The 21,708-nt window shown below is 72.3% G+C and carries 17 protein-coding genes; 10 read left to right on the top strand and 7 right to left on the bottom strand.

The window, feature by feature from the left end; all coding sequences use genetic code 11:
• Nucleotides 1-286 precede the first annotated feature (286 nt).
• A complete protein-coding gene (locus NAG42_RS16775; protein ID WP_250031221.1) occupies nt 287-1,345 on the top strand; it encodes an FAD-dependent oxidoreductase in 1,059 nt (352 codons plus the stop codon).
• Nucleotides 1,346-1,540: 195 nt separating this feature from the next.
• Complete coding sequence (locus NAG42_RS16770; protein ID WP_250031220.1) at nt 1,541-2,365, top strand: alpha/beta fold hydrolase; 825 nt, start codon at nt 1,541-1,543, stop codon at nt 2,363-2,365.
• Between the two features lie 67 nt (nt 2,366-2,432).
• Here NAG42_RS16770 and NAG42_RS16765 read toward each other — a convergent pair whose 3' ends face one another.
• Entirely contained in the window at nt 2,433-2,801 is a 369-nt protein-coding gene (locus NAG42_RS16765; protein WP_250031219.1) for a VOC family protein, read from the bottom strand.
• 63 nt (nt 2,802-2,864) lie between these two features.
• Here NAG42_RS16765 and NAG42_RS16760 point away from each other — a divergent pair, with 63 nt between their 5' ends.
• Complete coding sequence (locus NAG42_RS16760) at nt 2,865-3,308, top strand: MarR family winged helix-turn-helix transcriptional regulator (protein WP_250031218.1); 444 nt, start codon at nt 2,865-2,867, stop codon at nt 3,306-3,308.
• Between the two features lie 7 nt (nt 3,309-3,315).
• Here the strand turns inward: NAG42_RS16760 and recD are convergent, their stop codons facing one another.
• From recD to NAG42_RS16740, 4 genes are read right to left on the bottom strand one after another with little or no spacing between them, the layout of a single operon-like run.
• The gene (gene recD, locus NAG42_RS16755; RefSeq protein ID WP_250031217.1) at nt 3,316-5,076 is read right to left on the bottom strand and encodes an exodeoxyribonuclease V subunit alpha; all 1,761 of its coding nucleotides are present in this window, start codon (nt 5,074-5,076) and stop codon (nt 3,316-3,318) included.
• Nucleotides 5,073-8,303 (bottom strand): UvrD-helicase domain-containing protein, encoded by a 3,231-nt coding sequence (locus NAG42_RS16750; protein ID WP_250031216.1) that lies wholly within the window; start codon nt 8,301-8,303, stop codon nt 5,073-5,075. Before NAG42_RS16750 ends, recD begins: the two co-directional genes overlap by 4 nt.
• A complete protein-coding gene (gene recC / locus NAG42_RS16745) occupies nt 8,303-11,530 on the bottom strand; it encodes an exodeoxyribonuclease V subunit gamma (RefSeq protein WP_250031215.1) in 3,228 nt (1,075 codons plus the stop codon). The genes NAG42_RS16750 and recC overlap by 1 nt, the downstream gene beginning before the upstream one ends.
• A 59-nt stretch (nt 11,531-11,589) precedes the next feature.
• The gene (locus NAG42_RS16740) at nt 11,590-12,015 is read right to left on the bottom strand and encodes a PPOX class F420-dependent oxidoreductase (RefSeq protein ID WP_250031214.1); all 426 of its coding nucleotides are present in this window, start codon (nt 12,013-12,015) and stop codon (nt 11,590-11,592) included.
• Nucleotides 12,016-12,094: 79 nt separating this feature from the next.
• Here NAG42_RS16740 and NAG42_RS16735 point away from each other — a divergent pair, with 79 nt between their 5' ends.
• Nucleotides 12,095-12,511: a Fur family transcriptional regulator gene (locus NAG42_RS16735; RefSeq protein ID WP_250031452.1), complete on the top strand. Its 417-nt coding sequence runs from the start codon at nt 12,095-12,097 to the stop codon at nt 12,509-12,511.
• Nucleotides 12,511-14,784: a catalase/peroxidase HPI gene (gene katG / locus NAG42_RS16730; RefSeq protein ID WP_250031213.1), complete on the top strand. Its 2,274-nt coding sequence runs from the start codon at nt 12,511-12,513 to the stop codon at nt 14,782-14,784. The genes NAG42_RS16735 and katG overlap by 1 nt, the downstream gene beginning before the upstream one ends.
• 48 nt (nt 14,785-14,832) lie before the next feature.
• On the opposite strand, the gene NAG42_RS16725 is transcribed toward katG, so the two are convergent.
• The gene (locus tag NAG42_RS16725; protein ID WP_250031212.1) at nt 14,833-15,249 is read right to left on the bottom strand and encodes a DUF6188 family protein; all 417 of its coding nucleotides are present in this window, start codon (nt 15,247-15,249) and stop codon (nt 14,833-14,835) included.
• 212 nt (nt 15,250-15,461) lie between these two features.
• Here NAG42_RS16725 and NAG42_RS16720 point away from each other — a divergent pair, with 212 nt between their 5' ends.
• The 4 genes from NAG42_RS16720 to NAG42_RS16705 are packed head-to-tail and all read left to right on the top strand — an operon-like array spanning nt 15,462 to nt 20,008.
• Nucleotides 15,462-17,690 carry a bifunctional copper resistance protein CopD/cytochrome c oxidase assembly protein gene (locus tag NAG42_RS16720; RefSeq protein WP_250031451.1) on the top strand — a complete coding sequence of 743 codons (2,229 nt, stop codon included), beginning with the start codon at nt 15,462-15,464 and terminating at the stop codon, nt 17,688-17,690.
• A gap of 52 nt (nt 17,691-17,742) precedes the next feature.
• Nucleotides 17,743-18,291 carry a copper chaperone PCu(A)C gene (locus NAG42_RS16715; RefSeq protein WP_250031211.1) on the top strand — a complete coding sequence of 183 codons (549 nt, stop codon included), beginning with the start codon at nt 17,743-17,745 and terminating at the stop codon, nt 18,289-18,291.
• Nucleotides 18,288-19,454, top strand: coding sequence for a Dyp-type peroxidase (locus NAG42_RS16710; protein ID WP_250031210.1), 1,167 nt, complete (start codon nt 18,288-18,290; stop codon nt 19,452-19,454). Before NAG42_RS16715 ends, NAG42_RS16710 begins: the two co-directional genes overlap by 4 nt.
• On the top strand, nt 19,451-20,008 hold the full coding sequence (locus NAG42_RS16705; RefSeq protein ID WP_250031209.1) for a copper resistance CopC family protein: 558 nt from the start codon (nt 19,451-19,453) through the stop codon (nt 20,006-20,008). Before NAG42_RS16710 ends, NAG42_RS16705 begins: the two co-directional genes overlap by 4 nt.
• Here the strand turns inward: NAG42_RS16705 and NAG42_RS16700 are convergent.
• Entirely contained in the window at nt 19,962-20,912 is a 951-nt protein-coding gene (locus tag NAG42_RS16700) for an alpha/beta fold hydrolase (protein ID WP_250031208.1), read from the bottom strand. The two genes, NAG42_RS16705 and NAG42_RS16700, sit on opposite strands and share 47 nt — an antisense overlap.
• A gap of 56 nt (nt 20,913-20,968) precedes the next feature.
• On the opposite strand from NAG42_RS16700, the gene NAG42_RS16695 reads away from it, so the two are divergent.
• Complete coding sequence (locus NAG42_RS16695; RefSeq protein ID WP_250031207.1) at nt 20,969-21,538, top strand: TetR/AcrR family transcriptional regulator; 570 nt, start codon at nt 20,969-20,971, stop codon at nt 21,536-21,538.
• The last annotated feature ends 170 nt before the right edge of the window (nt 21,539-21,708 follow it).

Raw genomic sequence — 21,708 nt, 5'->3', positions numbered from 1 at the left:
GCCCGGCCCACTGCTCCCCGTGTGCCCTCACCGATCAGGCGGAGGGGCCGCCCTGCCGGACAATGGCGGCGTGACGCTATCAAAGCGCCATGGCGAGATCAGTTGCCTGTAATCAACCGTTCATCTACCACGACCGATTTTGTGCCGTTGGTGCCGGATGTGAAGAAAGTTCGGGCCATTCGGCCGACCGGCCCGGGCTGATCGGACGACGAACCGCCGGGAATACGCCGCCCCTGGAGAGATGTTGGCCCCGCGCGGGGCTTTCCACAGCAAGGAGCGCGACACCATGACCGACCGATCAGCGACGGTAGTGGTGATCGGTGGCGGTCAGTCCGGGCTCTCCGCCGCGTACCACCTGCAGCGGCGCGGCCTCGACTTCGTGGTCCTGGACGCCGAGCCGGCGCCGGGCGGCGCCTGGCAGCACCGCTGGGAATCGCTGCGGATGGCGACCGTGAACGGGATCTTCGACCTGCCCGGTCTGCCCAAGCCGCCGCTCGACGACGCCGAACCCAGCCGCACGGCGGTGCCGCGCTATTTCGCGGAGTTCGAGCGCACGTTCGCCCCGCCGATCCTGCGCCCGGTGCGGGTCACCGCCGTCCGCCGGGCCGATCCGCTGCTCGTCGTCGAGACCGACCACGGCCGCTGGAGCGCCCGAGCCGTGATCAACGCCACCGGCACCTGGACCAACCCCGTCCGCCCGCACTATCCGGGCCAGGAGACCTTCCAGGGCGTCCAACTGCACACGTACGACTATGTGTCGGCCGAGCGGTTGGCCGGGCTCCGCGTCGCGGTCGTCGGCGGCGGTATCTCGGGCGTCCAGCTGCTGGCCGAGATCTCCCAGGTCGCCAAGACCTTCTGGTACACCCGCCGCGAGCCCTGGTTCCGCACCGACGGCTTCCAGCCCGAGGTGGCCGGCCGCGAGACCATCGCCAAGGTGGTGGCGGATGTCGAGGCGGGCCGGCCGACCGGCAGCGTCGTCTCCTACACCGGGCTCGCCTGGACCTCGTACGCCCTGGACGCGAAGCGCCGCGGTGTGCTCGACCGCCGGCCGATGTTCACCGCGATCGAGCCGCACGGCGTACGCGAGTCCGACGGCACCGTCACCACCGTCGACGCGATCGTCTGGGCCACCGGCTTCAAGGCGGCGCTGGCCCACCTCGACCCGCTCGGGCTGCGCAACGAGGCCGGTGGCATCCGCCTGCACGGCACCGAGGTCGTGGGCGAGCCGCGGGTCCATCTGATCGGCTTCGGCCCCTCGCAGTCCACGGTCGGCGCGAATCGGGCCGGACGTGAGGCGGCCCACAGCATCGCCAAATACCTCTCGACTGTGTCGCGCGCCATATAGATAGCGCGTTCAGGTCTGTCGCATGGGGGTTGTCCCCACCCGGCGGCCGGCTGGAATGGGGGACAGCACCACCAGTCACCTGGTCAAACGCGTCACCGGGCAATTGTGAGGAGCGGTAAATCCCGGTTCCGCCGCGCGATTCTCCGGGCAGAGTGGCGGCATCCGAAGTTCGCTGTCGAGCGAAAGAAGAAAGCGATGCCATTCGTCACCACCCCCGACGGAATCGAGATCTACTACACCGAGCAGGGTGCGGGGCAGCCGGTGGTGTTCAGCCACGGCTGGCCGCTCAGCTCCGACGCGTGGCAGGTCGAGCTGAAGAAGTTCGCCGACGCCGGTTACCGGGCCATCGCGCACGACCGCCGGGGTCACGGCCGCTCGGAGAAGACGTATTCCGGCAACGACATGGACACCTACTGCCGGGATCTGAACGCCGTGGTGGAGGCGCTCGACCTGCGCGACATCATCCTGGTCGGGCACTCGACCGGCGGCGGTGAGGTCGTCCGCTACGCCGCGCAGTACGGCCAGGTGCAGGGCCGGGTGGCCAAGGTCGTCACGGCCGGCGCCGTGCCGCCCATCATGGTGCGCTCGGAGTCCAACCCGGACGGTACGCCGATCGAGGTCTTCGACGGCATTCGCGAGAGTGTCCTCAAGGACAACTCGCAATTCTGGAAGGACCTGTCGGAAAGCTTCTACGGTGCCAATCACGGCCGCGCCGTCTCGCAGGGGAACAAGGACGATTTCTGGCGTCAGGGCATGATGGTCAACCTGGCCGCCGCCTATGACTGCGTGAAGGCGTTCTCGGAAACCGATTTCTCCGAGGACCTCAAGGCCCTGAACGTCCCGGTCCTGCTCTGCCAGGGCGACGACGACCAGATCGTCCCCATCAAGGACGCCGCCCTCAAGTCCATCAAGCTCGTCAAGGACGGCACGCTCAAGATCTACGAGGGTGCGCCGCATGGCATCCAGGGCGATTACCAGGAGCGGCTCGACGCCGACATCCTGGAGTGGATCAAGAACTGACCTTCCGTACGCCGGCCGGGCTCGCCGTCGGGCGGTGAGCCCGGCCGGCGGGCCTGCCCGGATCAGGTCAGCCGCGGTCGTGGAGCGTGATCCGGTAGCCGTCGGGGTCGGCGAAGGTGAACGTGCGCCCGAACGGCCCGTCGATCGGAGCCGAGACGATGGTCTGCCCGTCGGCGGCCAGGGCGTCGTGGATGGCCTGGACATCGGTGGCGTGGAGCCAGATCGCGGCACCGATGCCGGGCTGGGCCACCGAGTCCAGGTCCGTGCCGGGCACGATGTCGCGCAGGGCGAACGCGATCGGCTTCGTCTCGAAGACGACGGCGTGCGGCGGGCCGCCGGGTGAGCGGACGAGACCGAGATACCGCTCGTAGAACGCCTGCGAGGCGCCGAGGTCGCGCGCTTGCAGCGAGATGAAGTCGGGTCCGGTGGCGGGCATGGTCGCACTCCTGACTGTCGTGTCAGTTTTCTGACATCGGCCAGGCTATGTCAGAATACTGACATGAGTCAAGACGGAGTCGACCTGAAGACGTCACTGGGCTATCTGCTGAAGGAGGCGTCGAGCGCCCTCCGCGTGGCGATGGAGGAGGTGCTGCGGCCGCTCGGGATGACGGTGACGCACTACTCCTGCCTCGAGCTGCTGGCTCAACGACCCGGCCTGTCGAACTCCGAGCTGGCCCGGGGCGCGTTCGTGACCCGGCAGTCGATGAACGTGCTGCTGCAGGCCCTGGAACGGGACGGCTACGTGACCCGGCCGGCGGCGGCGCCGGTCGGGAAGGTGCTGCCCACCCGGCTCACGCCTCGCGGCCGGCGCAGCCTCGAGAAGGCCACCGTGGCGGTCCGGTCGGTCGAGGTCCGCATGCTGTCCGGCCTGACCGGGCCCGACCAGGACGGCGCGTTCCGGATCCTGCAGAGCATGATCCACTCCCTGCGCGAGGGCGGGTAGAACGCCCTCAGGGTGTGCCGAGGGTGTCGCGCAGGCCGCTGGCCCGGGCGATCGGGCGGGTGACGGCCGCTCGGACGGCCTCCTCGGTGCCCAGGATGCGCAGGCCCTCCTTGGCTCGCGTCACCGCGGTGTAGAAGAGCTCGCGGGTCAGCAGCGGCGAGGTGGCCGGCGGCAGCACCAGCGAGACGCGGTCGAACTGGCTGCCCTGGCTGCGGTGGACCGTCATCGCGTACAGGGGCTGGGCCTCGGACAGCCGGGACGGGGGGATCAGCACGGTGTCGCCACCCCGGGCGAAGGCGGCCCGTAAGCCGTCGGCGGTCTGGATGACGACGCCGGAGTCACCGTTGTGGAGGCCGGCGTCGTAGTCGTTGGCGGTGATCAGCAGGGGGCGGCCGGGAGCCAGGTCGGTGGGGCGGTCGGTGGGAAGCCAGGACTCGACCTCGGCCGTCCAGCGGGTGACGCCGTGCGGGCCCCGGCGGTGGGCACAGAGCAGGCGGTGGGCCTCCAGCGCCCGCAGGGCCTCGGCCGCGTCGCCCCGGGCGGCCGCCTCGGTCACCCGGCCCATCGTGGCGGCCACTTCGCGACGCAGCCCGGCGAAGGAGCCGGTCTCGACGAACTCCAGCTCCCGGCCTCCGGAGCGCAGCAGCGCCACCACGGCGTCGTCGTCGCCGGCCCGGACCGCCGTGGCCAGCCGGGCGATGTCGCCGCCGAAGCGCCAGACCCGGTCCAGCGTGACCACGCCGTTGACCACGGGAGTCGTCTCACCGACCGCGCTCAGCGCGGCCTGCAACGGCGGTGACAGGGAGCCGCCGGCGGCGACGATGTCGCCCAGGACCGCACCGGCCTCGACCGAGGCGAGCTGGTCGGGATCGCCGACCAGGACCAGGCGGGCGTCGGGCCGGACGGCCTCGATCAGCCGGGCCATCAGGGTCAGCGACACCATGGACGTCTCGTCGACCACCACCACGTCGAACGGCAGGCGGTGGGCGCGATGGTGCTTGAAGCGGGTCCGGGAGCCCGGGCGCCGGCCGAGCAGGCGGTGCAGCGTCGACGCGCGCAGGTCGGGCAGGGGCACACCCGACTGGCGGACCGCCTCCTCCAGCCGGGCGGCCGCCTTCCCGGTGGGCGCGGCCAGCGCGATCCGCGGCGGGCCGCCGGGCTGCGCGCACAGCACGGCCAGCAGCCGGGCGATGGTCGTGGTCTTTCCGGTGCCGGGGCCGCCGGCCAGCACGGAGACCCGCCGCAGCGCGGCCACCGCGGCGGCCAGCCGTTGCTTCTCACCGCCCGCCTCGAAGAGCCGCCCCAGATCGGTCCGCAGCTGCTCGAGGTCCACCGCCGGCGGCGGCCCGGCCGCCCGGTTCCGCAACTGCCGGCGGACGAGTTCCTCCTCGCGCCAGTACCGGTCGAGATACAGCAGGCCGCGCACCAGCCGCAGCGGGCGTCCGGTCTCGCCCGCCGCGGCCACCACCGGGCTCCGCGCACAAGCGGCCGGCCAAGCTTCGGCGTCGGGCCACGGAAGCGTGCTCAGGTCGACGTCCTCCTCGGCCGTGGTCGTGTGGCGGGCCGAGCGCAGCTCCACGCAGACCGAGCCCAGCCGCAGAGCCCGCACGGTCAGGGCGATCGCCAGCTGGACCGTCTCGTCCGGCTCGCCGCCGAGCAGGGCCACCCGCCGGGCGACGTGGACGTCGGCCAGCGTGAGCACCCCGGCCTCGTTGAAGTCGGCCAGGATGCCGGTGGCGTGCAGGGCGCGTTCGGCCTGAGCGGTCACGGTCGCACCCCGTCGAGCAGGTCGGAGAGGTCCTCGATGAGCGCGGGCGGCGGTTGCCAGCTGAAGACGCCGGCGGCCGGGATCCCGGTCATGCCGCGCAGGAAGAGATAGAGCACGCCGCCCAGGTGCTGCCCGGGCCGATAGCCGGGCTGGCGCCAGCGCAGGTAGCGGTGCAGTGCCGTCGCGTAGAGCAGGGCCTGGAGCGGATAGTGCGCGGCGATCATCGCCCGGGTCAGGGCCTCGGGCCGGTAGTCGTCCGAGGTCAGCGGGCGGTCCGGCGACCCGAGCCAGTTCGTCTTGTAGTCGACGACCACGTAACGCGGCCCGGGCAGTCGCAGCACCGCGTCGATGCTGCCGGTGAGATAACCCCGCAACGGCTGTACGCCCAATGACGGTGACCGCAGCTCGTCGGCGTAGCGGGCGAGCGGATCACCGGGGCCGAGGTGCCGGGCCAGGCAGTCGCCGACCGCCGACAGCCGGTGGGCGTCGCCTTCGCCGGGTCGGTCGCCGCCGTGCAGCGGCAGCTCGAACTCCAGCTCGTCCAGCCGGTCGGCCGGTCCGAAGGCGGCCAGCGGCCGGTGGTCGGCCACCGGCCCGAGCGGCGTGCGCAGCGCGGGCATCAACGCGGGCACCAGGCCGGGCGGGGCGTGCAGCTCCCGGGCCCGGGCTTCGAGGCCGGCCTCGGTGAAGTCGCTTCCCTCGAGCACCGTGTGCACCAGCGTCCCGAACGCGGCCCCGGCCGGCAGGCCGGCCATCGGTGACGGCACGCCCGCGCCGCCCGGCTGGTCGCCCGCGCCGCCGGGCTGGTCGCCCGCGCCGGCCGGCTCGTCGCTTTCGGTGCCGGTCTCGCTGGAGACCCCCGGCTCGTCGTGCCGGTCGGCGGTGAGCCGGGAATACGAGGTGCGCCGCCAGCCCAGGTCGAGGGGACGGGTGAAGCGGGCCGCGGCGAGCGCCGGCCGGTGCGGTTGCGCGGCCGCATAGGAAGGCTGCGGTCCGGCTGTGACCGGCTCCACCGAGAGATGCTCCGAAGCCAGCCGGCGGAGCCGATCGAGCGCGGCGGCGTCGTCCGGTACGTCGTACTCGTGCTCGGGGCTCTCGCCCTCACCCGGGCGGCCGAAGAGGAAACGGTGCAGTGCCGACGATCGCGTGTTGGCCGTCGGCGCCCACCACGCGATCACCTGGCAGGCCGCGCGGGTCAGGGCCACGTACATCAGCCGCAGATCCTCGCCGTCCTGTTCGGTGTTGTGCCGGCGGCTCGCCTCGGCGAAGCCCGGACCGGTCGGCCCGCCGACGTCCAGCACCCGCACGCCGGCGTCGTCGTGCAGCTGCAACAGATCCGGCCGGCCGACGAAACGGTCCCACCCGAACGGCAGGAAGACCACCGGGTATTCGAGTCCCTTGCTGCTGTGGACGGTGACGATCTGCACCGCGTCGGCGTCGGATTCGAGGCGCCGGCTGCGTTCCAGGCTCACGTCGTGCGGGGCGTCGTCGATGCGGCGGCGCAGCCACTCGGTGACCGAGGTGAGCCCGAGGGAGCCCTCGACGGCGGCGGCGTGCAGCGCCATCCCCACGTGCCGCAGGTCGGTCAGGTGGCGCTCGCCGTTGCGCCGGGCCAGCAGGCGGGCCGGCATCCCGGTCGCGGTGACGGCTTCGAGCAGGGCCGCGACCCCGCGCGTGGCGACCAGCCGGGCCCAGTGCCGCAGGGTCGTGCTGAGCTCGTCGAGCTCGGTCTCGGTGGCGGCGGCCAGGCGCTCGGCCGGCCAGCCGACGATGCCGGTCAGCGCGGCGCCGGCCACCCGGGTGGTCCGGTGCGGCTGTTCCAGGCCCTCCAGCAGCGCCAGCCAGTCGCGGGCGGCGGCCGTGCCGAAGACGCTGGTCGTGCCGGCCAGCACCGCGGGCACGCCGAGGGCGGACAGCGCCTGCTGCACCTGGGCACCCTGCCGGTGGGTGCGGACCAGGACCGCGATGTCCCCGGGCACCACGGCGCCGCCGGCGAGCAGGGTGGTGATCTGACCGGCCAGGTCGGCGGTGACGGCGGTACGGGCGTCGGGCGCCGAGACCAGCCCGAACTTGTTGAGCGCGAAACCGGTGCGGCCCAGCACCCGCAGGCGGAACGGCGGCCCGGACAGCCGCGCACCGGTGTGGGCCGCACCCACCGGCCGTACGGTGATGCGGTTGTCGCCCAGCGCGGCCCGGCCGAACACCGTCTCGAAGGCAGCGAGAACCCCGCGGTCGCTGCGCCAGTTGGTGGCCAGCGTCGCGTGGGCCGGGGCGTCGCCGGACGCGGACAGGTAGCTCACCACGTCGGCGCCGCGGAAGGCGTAGATGGCCTGTTTCGGGTCGCCGATCAGGACCAGCGTGGTGTGGCCGTGGAACGCCGTCCGCACGATGGTCCACTGCACCGGGTCGGTGTCCTGGAACTCGTCGACCAGGACCACGGCGTAGCGCTCACGCAGCCGGCGGCGGGCGGCCGGACCGCGTACCGGATCGGTCAGCGCGGCCTGGAGCCCGGTGAGCATGTCGTCGAAGCAGTAGAGCCCGCGCTCCCGCTTACGCCGTCGCACTTCGTCCCGAGCCGCCGAGGCGAAGCGGAACCGCACGCCGGCCACGTCGTCCGGCGCACTACCGGCCGGCTCCAGCCGGGCCTGGCCGTCGTTGACCGCCTGCCGGGCGATGTCGAGCGCCACCGCGTGGGTGAAGTGCGGGACGGGCGCGCCCGCGGCGGCGTACTTGCGGACGTAGAGGTCGTCGACCACCTCGGTGATCAGGTCCTCCAGGTCGTCGACGAACACCGCCTCCGGGTCGGCGTCGGCGGCGATGCCCAGCCCGGCCAGCACCTGGTGGCAGAACTGGTGGGTGGTGGCGATGGTCGCCGCGTCGAAGTCGGCGACGGCGGTGGCCAACCGGCGCCGGCGCCGCGCCACCTCGTCCGGCGGCGCGTCGGCCAGCAGCGCCAGCACCAGGTCGCCCGACGTGCGGGCACGGTCCGGGTCGGCCAGGCCGCGCTCCGCGCTGACCAGCCGTTCGCGCACCCGCTGCCGCAGCTCAGCGGTGGCGGCCCGGCCGAAGGTCACCAGCAGCAGCTCGTGCAGCTCGGCCCGGCCCTCGGCCACGTAGCGGGCGGCCAGCGCGGCGATCGTGAACGTCTTGCCCGTTCCGGCGCTCGCTTCGAGCACGGTCGTGCCCTCGGGCAGTGGCCCGAGGACGTCGAAGGCGGCGACCGGCATCAGAGCTGCTCCGAGGTCTCGGCCTGGCACAGCGGCTCCCAGAGCCGCAGGGCGAGCGCGTCGAACCGGCTCGGATCGTCCATCAGCTTCTCCAGCACCGGATCCGGCCCCCACACCAGGCGGTGCTCGGCGTCGTCGGCGTCCCCGCCGCTCTCGAAGCGGCTCCACTCACCGCGGGCCTTCCCGTACGCGGCCTCACGGTCACCGCCGGCCATCCGGCACCGGGCATAGGCATACGACGTCCTGGGCGCCAGCGGCAGCGGCTCGCACAGCCCCTCGTCGGCCAGCGCGACCAGATCGGCCAGCAGCGTCCCGGCCGCGGCGCCGTCGATCGGCCCGAACGTGGAACGGGCCACCCGGCCGCGCGGGCCCCGGCCGATCACGACCGACCGCCAGGGCACGCCGGGCCGGCCGGCGGTCAGCGCGAGCAGGTTCAGCCACGCCCGCAAGCGTTGCTTGGGCGCGACTTTGGAGTAGGTGACCGCGACGACGGTGTCGTCGTACACGTCGCTGATCGTGCCGGTCAGCGCCCGTCCGCCGGACAGCTCGACGACGATGTCGACGGCCTCGGGCGTTCCCCGCACCCAGGGCTGGGCCGCGGCGGCGAGCGGCTGGGCCTCGGCCGCGATGGATTCGAGGAGCCGGGTGCCCAGCGGTCCGGGCGGCACTGTGCCCCGCCGCCACTCCGCCTGCACGCACCGGGCCAGATCGGCCCCGCCCAGCAGCGACCGGAGCAACCGGTCGCCGACCGACCACTTCGCCAGATGGTCGAGCTCGATCGGCAGCCCGTCGGCCGGCTCGTCGTCACCGGCGAACAGGCCGACCCCGAGCCGGCGGCGCAGGAACGCGCGCACCGGATGGCCGAAGAAGGACTGCAGGTCATCCAGCTCGACGGTGTCGCCGCCGTCCGGCGCGAGCGGCGCCGCCAGGAAGGGCGGTTCGGCGGCCCGGTCGCGGGTGGCCGCCTGAGCCCCGGCCAGAGCGATCCGGTCGAAGCTGAACGGGTCGCCGGCCGTGAAGTTGCGCGCGTCGAACGGTTGCAACGGGTGCCGGGTGAGGACCTGATCGCGCGCCGGGCCGAGCGCGTCCAGCAGTTCGTCCAGCGGCACGGAGGGCGGCCGCGGCGCGTTGGTCCGCTCGTCCGCGCCCGAATACAGCAGCACGAGGGTGTCGGTCGCCGACATCACCGCGTCCAGCAGGAGCTGCCGGTCCTCGCCGCGCGGATCCCGCTCGCCGACGCACGGCACCCGGCCCAGCACGTCGTCGCCGTCCAGCCCGGCACCGCGCGGGAACACGCCGTCGTCCAGCCCGAGGACGCAGATCACCCGGTGCGGCACCGACCGCATCGGCACCAGGGTGCACATGGTCAGGTCGCCGGTGCGGAAGCTGGCCCGGGTCGGACTGCCGCGCAGGTGCCCGCCCAGCAAGGACCGGACGTCGGCCAGGGTGAGCTCGGCCGGCGCGGTGAGCTCGGCCAGGATGCTGTCCAGTTGGGTGCGCTGCCAGGCATCCGCCTCGGTCACCGCGGTCAGCCCGTCGACCGCCCGGCCGATCGCGTCGAGCCACGCCCTCAGGCTCTGCTCACCGGTGAGGCGGCCGAGGGCCGCGCCCAGCCGGTCGATGAGCTCGGCCAGCCGGCCGGCCAGGTCCACGTCACTGGAGTCCACATCGTCCAGTGGCAGCGCCGTGCCCAGCCAGCACGGCTCCTCCTCGGACATGGCCGCGCCGAGCAGGATCCGGTCGAGCCCGGCCACCCAGGTGTTCGACCGCGCGGTCACCAGGAACCGCGACCGGTGCCCGGGATCGAAGCCCCACCGGACACCGGCCTCGACGACGAGTTCGCGCAGCCGGTCCAGATCGTCGTCGTCGAACCGGAACCGGCGGCGCACCGGCGGCGTCGCGGCGAGATCGAGCACCTGCGCCGCGGTCACCCGGGCGCCGGCCAGGTCGAGCAGGTCGGCGACGAAGCCGAGGAGCGGGTTGAGCCGGCGCAGGGCCCGGTCGGCCAGCCGGACCCGCAGCCGGTGCGCGGGATGGGCGGCGTCCGCGCCCAGCCCGAACGAGGCCGAGATCAGCGGCGCGAACGACTCGATGTCCGGGCACATCACCAGGATGTCGCGCGGCTCCAGCGTCGGATCGGCCTGCAGCAGAGCCAGGATCGTCTCGCGGAGCACCTCGACCTGCCGGTCGGCGCCATGACACGCGTGCACCTGCACGCTGCGGTCACCGGGAGCCGGCGACGGCGGTTCGAGGTCGAGGTCGGCCGCGATCGCCCGTTGCAGATGCCCGAGCACCGTAGGAGGAAAGGCCGGACCCGGATGATGGGCCGACGCCGCCGCCGGGAGGGTGAGTTGCAGTTCGCGCGCGTCGCGGCCCAGCGACGCCAGCAGCGGATGCCGGGGCACCTGCCGGGTCGGATCCTCGGCCCGGGGCCGGGCCGTGCGCTCGTTGCCGTACGGGATGAGCCGCTCCCACAGAGCCGGCGACGGGTGCGGCAGCCACAGATGCACGTCCCGGCCCACCGCCACCGCGTCCAGCAGCGCCGAGTGCGCCGCGGGCAGCCGGGTCAGGCCGAAGACGGAGAGCCGCCCCGGCAGCGGCGACCGGCCCGGATCCTGTCGCACGGCCTCGCAGGCCTCGGCCAGCCGCTCGGCCGGGCTGGGCACCGCCATCCGCTTGACCAGCCACCGCCACAGCTCGGCCTGCCAGCCCAGGTCGTCCGGCAACCGGCCACCCAGGCCGTCCGTGTCGGCACCGGCCGACCAGGTCCGCAGCATGTCCGGCCGATGCCGGCCGTAGGAGTCGAACAGCTCGGCCAGGTGCCGCGCCGTCGCGTATCGCCGCCCCCGGCGCACGGCATCGCCGTCGACCGTGCCCAGGTAGGCCGCCAGGGCCTGGCACCACGGCTGTGGCGTGCACTCGTCGATGACCTCGAGCAGCGGCCAGACCAGCCGGTCGGGCCGCCAGGGGTCGTCGCCCCGCCCGGGCAGGCCGATGAGCTCGAGCAGATCGGTCACCGACGGGAACAGCACGTTGGCGCAGACCCCGTCCTCACCCCGGCCCACCCCGAGCCGGTGCGAGAGCCGTTGCGCCAGCCACCGTTCGACACCTTTCGACGGGACGCTGACGATCTCGGCCGCGAAGGGGTCGTCCGGCGGCTCCCGCAGTACGGCGGCGAGACCCTCGGCCAGCCGGTCGGTCCGCTCGGCGCGGTGGACAAGCAACATCCACCCCAGCTTCGGTGATCACGGTTGCCGGGGACCGGAAACCGCGGAAAAGGCGCCCCTCAGCCGATGCTCTGGCCGTAGACGTGCCCGACGTCGAGGACCAGCAGCACGCGGCGGTCGGCGACCATCACCGAGCGGTACTCGGTCCAGTCGGGGTGCTCGCCGGCCGCCCGGCGGTAGTACTCGACCAGCGCGTCGACCTCGGGGCCGTCCGGGTCGTCACCCGGGCCGATCAGCTCGACCGCGCCCTCGGCGGTGGCCCACCGGCGGCCGTCGGAGCTGGTGACCTCGAGGGCGGCTCGCGGGTCGCGGCGTACGTTGGCGGTCTTGGCCCGGCCGTCGGTGACCGACACGTAGATCTTGCCGGCCTCGCGGTCGTAGAACGGGGTGACGGGGGAGAGTTGCGGCAGGCCGTTCGCCTTGATCGTCGCCAGCACGCCGAGCCGGCTCCCGGCGAGCAGCTCCTTCGGATCGAAATCAGTCATACCGCATTCTGCACCCGATCAACTCGTCCGTCTCTAAACTTGATTCATTCCAATCTAGGGGTCTAGAGTCGTCCGGGTGATGGCGGACCACGAGGCGCAGCTCCGGGCGGCCTCGTTGCGGGTGACCAGGCCGCGGCTGGCGGTGCTGGCCGCCCTGCACGACCACCCGCACGTCGACACCGACACCGTCATCGCGCTCGTGCGAGCCGATCAGCCCAAGGTCTCCCACCAGGCGATCTACGATGTTCTGCGAGCGTTGACCGAGGCCGGGCTGGTGCGCCGCATCCAGCCCGCCGGCGCGACCGCCCGCTACGAGTCCCGGGTGGCCGACAACCATCACCACGTCGTGTGCCGCTCGTGCGGGACGATCGCCGATGTCGAGTGCGCCGCCGGCCACACCCCCTGTCTCACCGCCTCCGACGATCACGGGTTCGTGATCGACGAGGCCGAGGTCGTCTATTGGGGCACGTGCCCCGCTTGTTTGGAAGGAAACTGATGAGCGACACCCAGGACAACGACGTCTCCGCCAGTGCGCAGGGCGTCGACGACAAGGCGGCCGGCGGCTGTCCGGTCGCGCACGACTCCGTGACGGCGCACGGCAGCGAGAGTGAGAACCCGGCGATCGACTCGCCGAAGCCCAAGACCGGTGGCCGGCCGCACAGCAACCGCGACTGGTGGCCCAACCAGCTCGACCTGTCGGTGCTGCACGCCCACTCGTCCAAGGCCAACCCGCTCGGCCCCTCCTTCGAGTACGCCAAGGAGTTCGCCAAGCTCGACGTCGCGGCGCTCAAGCGTGACCTCGTCGACGTGCTCACCACCTCGCAGGACTGGTGGCCGGCCGACTTCGGCCACTACGGCGGCCTGATGATCCGGATGAGCTGGCACGCCGCGGGCACCTACCGCATCCAGGACGGCCGGGGTGGCGCCGGCGACGGCGGTCAGCGGTTCGCCCCGCTCAACAGCTGGCCCGACAACGCCAACCTCGACAAGGCCCGCCGCCTGCTGTGGCCGGTGAAGCAGAAGTACGGCCAGCAGATCTCCTGGGCCGACCTGCTCGTGCTGGCCGGTAACGTGGCCATGGAGTCGATGGGCTTCAAGACCTTCGGCTTCGGCTTCGGCCGGGTCGACACCTGGGAGCCCGAGGAGATCTTCTGGGGTCCCGAGGACACCTGGCTCGGTGACGAGCGCTACGTCTCCGACAACGCGATGGCCGAGGGTGTCGGCGCGACCGAGATGGGCCTCATCTACGTCAACCCCGAGGGCCCCCGCGGCAGTGCCGACCCGCTCGCCGCGGCGCACTTCATCCGCGAGACCTTCGCCCGCATGGCCATGAACGACGAGGAGACCGTCGCCCTCATCGCCGGCGGCCACACCTTCGGCAAGACCCACGGTGCGGCCCCGGCCGACAACCACATCGGTCCGGAGCCCGAGGGTGCGCCGATCGAGGCCCAGGGCCTGGGCTGGCTGAGCACGCATGGCAGCGGCAAGGGCAAGGACACGATCACCAGCGGCCTCGAGGTCACCTGGACCGACAAGCCGACGCAGTGGAGCAACCGCTTCTTCGAGATCCTGTTCGGCTACGAGTGGGAGCTGACCACCAGCCCGGCCGGCGCCAAGCAGTACGTCGCCAAGACCACCGACGAGATCATCCCGGACGCGTTCGACCCGGCCAAGAAGCACCGGCCGACGATGCTGACGACCGACCTCGCGCTGCGCGTCGACCCGGCGTACGAGGTCATCTCGCGCCGCTTCCTGGAGAACCCGGACGAGTTCGCGCTGGCCTACGCCAAGGCCTGGTACAAGCTGCTGCACCGCGACATGGGCCCGGTCAGCCGCTTCCTCGGCCCCGAGGTCCCCGAGCCGCAGCTGTGGCAGGACCCGGTCCCGGCCGTCGACCACGAGCTCGTGGGTGACGCCGACGTGGCCGCCCTCAAGGCGAAGGTGCTCGACTCCGGCCTCACCGTGGCGCAGCTGGTGCAGGCGGCCTGGGCCTCGGCCGCCAGCTTCCGCTCGACCGACAAGCGCGGTGGCGCCAACGGCGCCCGCATCGCCCTCGAGCCCCAGCGCAGCTGGGAGGTCAACCAGGCCGTCATTCCGGTGATCGACCAGCTCAAGGGCATCCAGCAGGAGTTCAACGCGGCCGGTGGGGCCAAGATCTCGCTGGCCGACCTGATCGTGCTGGCCGGCTCGGCCGCGGTCGAGAAGGCGGCCAAGGACGCCGGCGTCGAGGTGACCGTGCCGTTCCGGCCGGGCCGCACCGACGCCACCCAGGAGCAGACCGACGTCGAGTCGTTCCGCGTCCTCGAGCCGCGGGCCGACGGCTTCCGCAACTACCTGCGGCCGGGCGAGAAGACCCAGCCCGAGGTGCTGCTGGTCGACCGGGCCTACATGCTCAACCTGACCGCCCCCGAGATGACCGTGCTCCTCGGCGGTCTGCGGGTCCTCGGCAACAACTTCGGCGGCTCGGCGCACGGCGTGCTCACCGACAAGCCGGGCGTGCTCACCAACGACTTCTTCGCCAACCTGCTCTCGCCGGGCACCCGGTGGGCGGCGTCGAAGGACGAGGAGCACGTGTACGAGATCCGGGACCTCGCCACCGACCAGGTGAAGTGGACGGCCACCGTGGCCGACCTCATCCTCGGCTCGAACTCGCAGCTGCGGGCCATCACCGAGGTCTACGCGAGCGACGACGCCCGCGACAAGTTCGTGGCCGACTTCGTGGCCGCCTGGACCAAGGTCATGGAACTCGACCGCTTCGACCTCGTCTGATCCGGTTGTGATCGCGCGGGCCGGCCCTTGGGGGGCCGGCCCGCGTTCTCATCTGATGACCACCCGGGCCCGCGGGCCGGTCCAGGCCGCCACCTCGCCACCGGGCAGGCACACGATCAGGCGTCCGTCCGGCCCCGCGACGGCCCACGACTCGGCGTCGGCGTCGGGCCCGACAGCCAGCTCGGCACCGCCGTCGAAGCACACCGTCAGCTCGCCGTCGTCGCGCACCAGAGCCGTCCGCACCACGTCGCCGAGCAGCATCGCCAGGGCGTCCGACGGGCGGTCGCCCGGCTCGACCACGGCCCGGCCGCCGGGCGAGTCCAGGCGGGCGACGGTCTCGATGACCACCCGGCTGCCGCCCGAGAAGCCCAGGACGAGGGCGTCCCCGAGCTGTACGTAATCCAGCCTCTGCCCGGCGAGCAGGTCCACCGCTCCCGACTCGTGCGGACGCTGTCCCGCAACCACGGCTGGCACCATGACGACCTCGTTCATCTCGTTCGATCACCGACCGCAGGAACGTAACGCGCCCTTTCATAAATGATCCTTAAAGCGAAACAGTAAACAAAGCTTCCCTATTTTCATCGACAATTCTCGATTTCCGGATTGCCGGGAACTTCGGCGGCCCGGGCAGCGACTGTTGATCAGTGCGAGTTGCTGGAAGATCGCCGGCAGTGGCGATGGGGGCCGGTGCGGCGGCCGTCGTGGCCCTGGTGGCGGCGTTGCTGTTCGGCGGGGCGGTGGACGGCACCGTCCTGCCTGGCATCCCCTCGCCCGGACCGGTCACCGAGTGGATGCTGCCGCTGCTCACGATGGCGGCGACCACCCTCGGCGTGCTGACCGCCGGCCTCACCGCCACGGCCGCCTTCCTGCTCCCCGGTGACGGCCGCAGCGTGGCCGCCCACGGCTGGGTGCTGCTGCGCCGCTCGACCTGGCTGGCCCTGGTGTGGACGATCACGTCGCTGGCGCTGGTGGTCCTCACCGTGTCGGACATCCTCGGCGTCCCGGTGGACCGGCTCAGCCGGGCGTCGGTGGTGAGCTTCGGACTGTCGGTCTCGCAGGGGCAGGCGCTGATGCTGCAGGCCGGCCTGGCTCTCGCGGTGGCCGTCGCCTCGCGGGCCGGGCTCTCCCGCGGGGCGGCCCTGGTGACGGCCGGTCTGGCCCTGATCGCCGGGCTGCCCCCGGCCTTCACCGGGCACTCGGCGGGCGCCGGCAATCACCAGGTCGCGGTCAGCAGCCTGACCCTGCACGTGCTCGCGGCGTCGCTCTGGGTGGGCGGTCTGGCCGGGCTCCTTCTGGTACGCCGGCATCGCCGCTTCGCCGACACCGCGGCCCGCTACAGCCGGCTCGCCCTGGCCTGTTTCGTGGCGACGGCGGTCAGCGGCCTGGTCAACGCGGCGGTCCGGCTCGGCTCCGTCGAGGGCCTGCGATCCGCGTACGGGGTCCTGGTGCTCCTCAAAGTGCTCGCGCTGCTGACCGTCGGGGTGATCGGAGCGGTGCACCGCGCCCGGACCCTGCCCGCGCTCCGGGCCGGCACACCGTGGGCCTTCCTGCGCCTGGCCGCCGGGGAACTGGTGGTGCTCGGTGCGGCGGTCGGGGTGGCGGTTGCCTTGTCGCGCAGCCCCACGCCGGTCCCCTCGGAGCTGGTGGAACCGGACCCGCTCGTCGAACTGCTCGGTTTCGCCCAGCCGGGTCCGCCCACCGCCCTCCGGATGCTGGGCGACCCGCTGCCCGACATGTTCTTCCTGACCGTGGTGGCCGTCGGGATCCTCGCCTATCTGGCCGGTGTCCGGCGGATGCGCCGCGCGGGCCACCCCTGGCCGGTGAGCCGCACGGTGTCGTGGGTCGGCGGACTGCTGCTGCTCGGCGCGATCACCGGCCTGGGCGTGGCGCGGTATGCGTACGTCCTCTTCAGCGTCCACATGGTGCAGCACATGGTGCTTTCGATGGTGGTGCCGATCCTGCTTGTCGGGGGCGCGCCGGTCACCCTGGCGCTGCGCACCCTGCGCCGCCCGGCTGACCCGCAGGTGCGTGGCGCCCGCGAGTGGCTGCTGCTGGCGTTGCACAGCCGCGTGCTGCGCGTGCTGAGCCATCCGCTGGTGGCGCTGGCCATCTATGTGGCGAGTCTCTACGGCCTCTATCTGGGCGGGCTGCTCGGCACGCTGATGCGCTACCACCTCGGGCATCTGGCCATGCTGACCCACTTCGTGCTGGCCGGTTATCTGCTCTTCTGGGTCCTGATCGGCGTGGACCCCGGCCGCCGGCGGGTTCCTCCGGCCATGCTGGTCGTCGTGCACTTCCTGGCGATGGTGGCGCACGCCTTCTTCGGCTTCGTGCTGCTGCAGTCGACCACGGTCATCGCGGCCGACTGGTACACCGCGGTGCACCCGCCGTGGGCCTCCTCCCTGCTGGCCGATCAACATCTCGGGGCCGGGCTGGCGTGGGCTTTCGGTGAGCTCCCGGCGGCGGCGATCCTGCTCCTTCTCGTACGGCAGTGGATCCGCACCGACGAGCGCGAGCAGGCCCGCCTGGACCGGGCCGCCGCCCGAGCCGAAGCCACCGGCGAAGAGGACGACCTGGCCCGCTACAACGCCTTCCTGGCCGCCGCCGCCGTCTCAGCCACCACCACCACCACCGTCGCCGCCCCTTCGTCCGCCGTTGCTCCGTCGGCCACCCAGGACGCCGCCGCCACGCGATCGGCCGTTGCTCCGTCGGCCACCCAGGACGCCGCCGCCACGCGATCGGCCGTTGCTCCGTCGGCCACCCAGGACGCCGCCGCCACGCGATCCGCCGTTTCTCCATCGGGCACTCAGGATGCCGTCGCCCCTTCGTCCGCCACTCGCGACGCCGGGGCATCCTCGCCGCCTGCGTCTTCCGCCCTCGCGGCGCCGCTCGCGGACGAATCCTGAAATTTCACGCCGAGGCGGGAACTATCGGTGGCCTCGCGCAGACCAATGCAGCATGCGAACCAACGTTTTGCGCGCGGCCACCGCGCTGGCCGTCGCCACCCTCGGGCTGGCCGGCTGTGGCGGCACCAGCAGTGACGCGGCCACCCCGGCCCCGGCGCCCTCCGCAACCGCCGTCGCCGCGACACTGACCATCAAGGACCCGTGGGTCAAGGCCGGACCGGCCGGCGAGATGACCGCCGCGTTCGGCACCCTGGTCAACGACACCGGCGCCGACGTCACCATCACCGGGGCCGAGTCACCGGCCTCACCGCTCGAGCTGCACGAGATGACCATGAAGGACGGCAAGATGGTCATGCGGCCCAAGGACGGCGGCTTCGTCGTCAAGTCCCAGGGCACCCACGAGCTGACCCCCGGCGGCGACCACCTGATGCTGATGAAGCCGGCCGAGGCCATCGAGCCCGGCGACGAGCTGTCGTTCACGCTTCAGCTGGCCGGCGGCGCCACCGTGCCGTTCACCGCGATCGCCAAGCCGTACGCCGGCGCGGGGGAGAGCTACGACCCGGGCCACTCGATGGCACCCATGGGAAGCACCGCTCCGTGACCTCACGTCGTCACCTTCTCACCGGGGCCGCGGCGGCCGGCCTCGGTGCGGCGGCCGGCGCCGGCTTGGTCGCCGCGGCCGACGGACAAGCCCCGGCACCGGCAGCGGCGGCCGCATCGACCACGGGCACCGCCATCGTCCCCTTCCACGGGCCCCGTCAGGCCGGGGTGGCCGAGGACCCGCCCGCGCACGCCGCCTTCGTCGCCCTCACCCTGCCCGCCGGCACCGACCGGCGCGGCCTGGCCCGGATGATGCGCCTGCTGACCGACGACGCCGCCCGCCTGACCCAGGGCGTGCCCGCCCTGGGTGACACCGATGCCACGCTGGCTCCGCTCCCGGCCCGGCTGACCGTCACGTTCGGCTTCGGGCCCGGCCTCTACCGCGCGGCCGGCCTCCAGCCGCCCGTCGCCGACCTGCCGAAGTTCCGCATCGACCGGCTCGAGCAGCGCTGGTCGGGCGGCGACCTGCTGCTGCAGATCTGCGCCGACGACCCGCTGACCGTCGCCCACACCCAGCGCATGCTCATCAAGGACGCCCGCCCGTTCGCCGCGATCCGCTGGGTGCAGCAGGGTTTCCGGCGCAGCCCCGGCGTCCAGGCCCCCGAGCACACCCAGCGCAACGTCATGGGCCAGCTCGACGGCACCGCCAACCCGCGCGGCGCCGAGATCGACCCCGCGGTGTGGAACGACGACGGCTCGACCACCCTGGTCGTGCGCCGGATGCGCGCCGAGATCGAGAAGTGGGACATCCTGTCGGTGGCCGACAAGGAGAACGCGGTCGGCCGCCGCCTCGAGTCGGGCGCCCCGCTGAGCGGCACGCTGGAGCACGACGAGCCCGACTTCACCAAGCTGGACGCCTCCGGCCTGCCCGCCATGCCGGACTTCTCCCACGTCACGCGGGCCCGCGTCACCGACCCCACGCTCAAACTCCTGCGGCGTCCGTACAACTACGACGGCGTACCGAATGCGGCCGGCCACCCCGACGCCGGCCTCATCTTCGCCGCGTACCAGAAGGACATCGCCCGCCAGTTCGTCCCGATCCAGCAGCGCCTGGCCGACAAGGACCTACTCAACGAGTGGATCACCCCGATCGGCTCGGCGGTCTTCGCGGTCCCGCCCGGCTGCGCGGCCGACGGCTGGATCGGCGAGCAGGCCCTGACATGAGCCACCGCCGGCCAGTCCGTTTCCTGCTCGCGGCGGCCGCCTTCCTGGCGGTGCTGCTGCCGGGCGTCCCCGCGTGGGCCCACGCCCAACTCGTCGCAGCCGCCCCCACGCGGGACGCCACGCTGACCACCGCGCCGACCGAGGTCACCCTGACCTTCAACGAACAACTCAACCCCGACTTCACCACGATCGTGCTGAGCGACGCCGCCCGGCAGCGCCTGGCCGCCTCCGCCCCCCAGGTGTCCGGCCCCACCGGCACCATCCGCCTCAGCACCCCACCCACCAACGGCGACTACACCGTCGCCTACCGAGTGGTCTCCACCGACGGCCACACAGTCCAAGGCTCGTACGAGTTCACCGTGGCCGACCCGTCCCGCCCGGCACCAGTCGCCAGCGCGCCCATCGCAGAGCCCACCGCACCACCCACCCCGGCCGACGGACTTCCGGCCGGAGCATTCATCGCGCTCGGCGCCGTCGGGGTGGCCTTGGCCGGCACCGCGGCATATTTCACTCTCGCCGGCCGCCGCCGAGGAAGTCCTCCAGAATCTCGATGAATCGCTCCGGCTGCTCCTCGGCCACGTAATGGCCGCAGTCGTCGACGACCACCCCGGTGACATCGTCGGCCGCGAGCCGCATCGTCTCGGCGGCCAGCGCACCGGTGTATCGCGCGCCGCCAACAGCGAGCACCGGCAGCGTCAGCAGCTTCTTCGACCGCCGCTCGTTCTGCGCGATCGTCTCGTCCAGCGCCCGGTAGTACCCGAAGCTGGCCCGCAGCCCACGCGGGTCCGCGACGATCGCCTCGACATAGACGTCCACGGCGTACGCCGGGATCGCCTCCGGCCCGGCAGCCTTCTGGGCGAACTGATGACCGAAGAACAGCCGCTCCCGCCCCCGGACCAGCTCCTCGTTCAGGCCGTCGAGCCGGTTGAAGCCGAAGTGCCACAACCGCTGGTTGACCGCGGCCGAACTGAAGACCGACGGCGTCGGCGTGAGCCCCGGAATGATCGCGTCGACGACCGCGAGCCGCCCCACCCGCTCGCGATGATCGGCAGCCATCGCATACCCCGTCCACATTCCGATGTCGTGCCCGACCACGTCGAACCGCTCGTGCCCGAGCGCGGCCATCAGCCCGACCAGATCCGCGGCCAGCGTGCCCGCGTCGTACCCGTCCTCGGGCTTGTCGGACAGCCCGGCCCCCCGCGAGTCAACGGCGACCACCGTGTGCCGCCGGGCCAGCGCCGGCATGACCTTCCGCCACGCATACCAGGTCTGCGGCCACCCACCCACCAACAGCAGCGGCGGCCCCTCCCCACCGGTGACCGCGTGCAGCCGCACCCCATCCACCTCCACGAGCCGGCTGCTGAAGACGTCGCCGAACCCGGCAGGCAGTCGCAGCGACCCCAAACGCGCCGTGCCCGAGTCCGTACCGGTCATGGAACGATCGATCCAAGATGTCATGCCGCTGACCATACGCATGTTGAAACGATCGGTGCAAGATGCGTAAGCTGCAACCCATGGCAGGCCGCAAACAGTTCGACGTCGACGAGGCCCTACGACGCGCGATGCACGTCTTCTGGCGCTGGGGCTACTCCGAGGCCTCGGTCGACCGCCTGACCGACGGCACGGGCCTGAATCGAAGCTCCCTCTACGGCACCTTCGGCGACAAGAGCGCCCTCTTCCAGAAAAGCCTCGAGCGGTACGCGCAGACCTATCACCCGCTTTACAGCGAGGCCCTGTGCGCCCCCCACGCAAGCCCGAGCGCAGTCATAGCCGCCTACCTACAGGTGACCCTGAACCGCATCGCCGATCCCACAGTCCCCGACGGCTGCCTGCTCACCATGTCGGCAACCCAGCTCCCAGCCCTGGACACCAAGGCCCAAACTCTGGTCCACACCATGATCGACACCTTGAGGACGATGCTCACACAGGCGTTACTGACCGCCGGCGCCACCAGCCAGGAGGCGGCAGACCTAGCCCTGTGCACACTCGCAACAAACAAGTCCCTAGCAGTACTGAGCCGAGCCGGCTTCCCCCCGAAAGACTTGACAACAGTGGCCGCAGCCGCCGCCCGCATCCCCCACTAGAGCCCGCACAACGCACGTCCACCATCCCGATGCAGCTCCAGCCCCAGCAGGCCCACGCGCGCCGACGACGTACGCCGAAGGCGGAAGCAACCGGCATTGTTAAGTTCCCGCCCCCCACCACCAAGCCCGGCCTGCGAGACCAGCCCCCTCAGCTTCGTCCACAGCGCGGC

Source organism: Paractinoplanes maris (assembly GCF_023544465.1).
Lineage (GTDB): Bacteria > Actinomycetota > Actinomycetes > Mycobacteriales > Micromonosporaceae > Actinoplanes > Actinoplanes maris.
The sequence above is the reverse complement of the archived record's forward strand: the minus strand, read 5'-3'. Positions and strand labels throughout refer to the sequence as shown.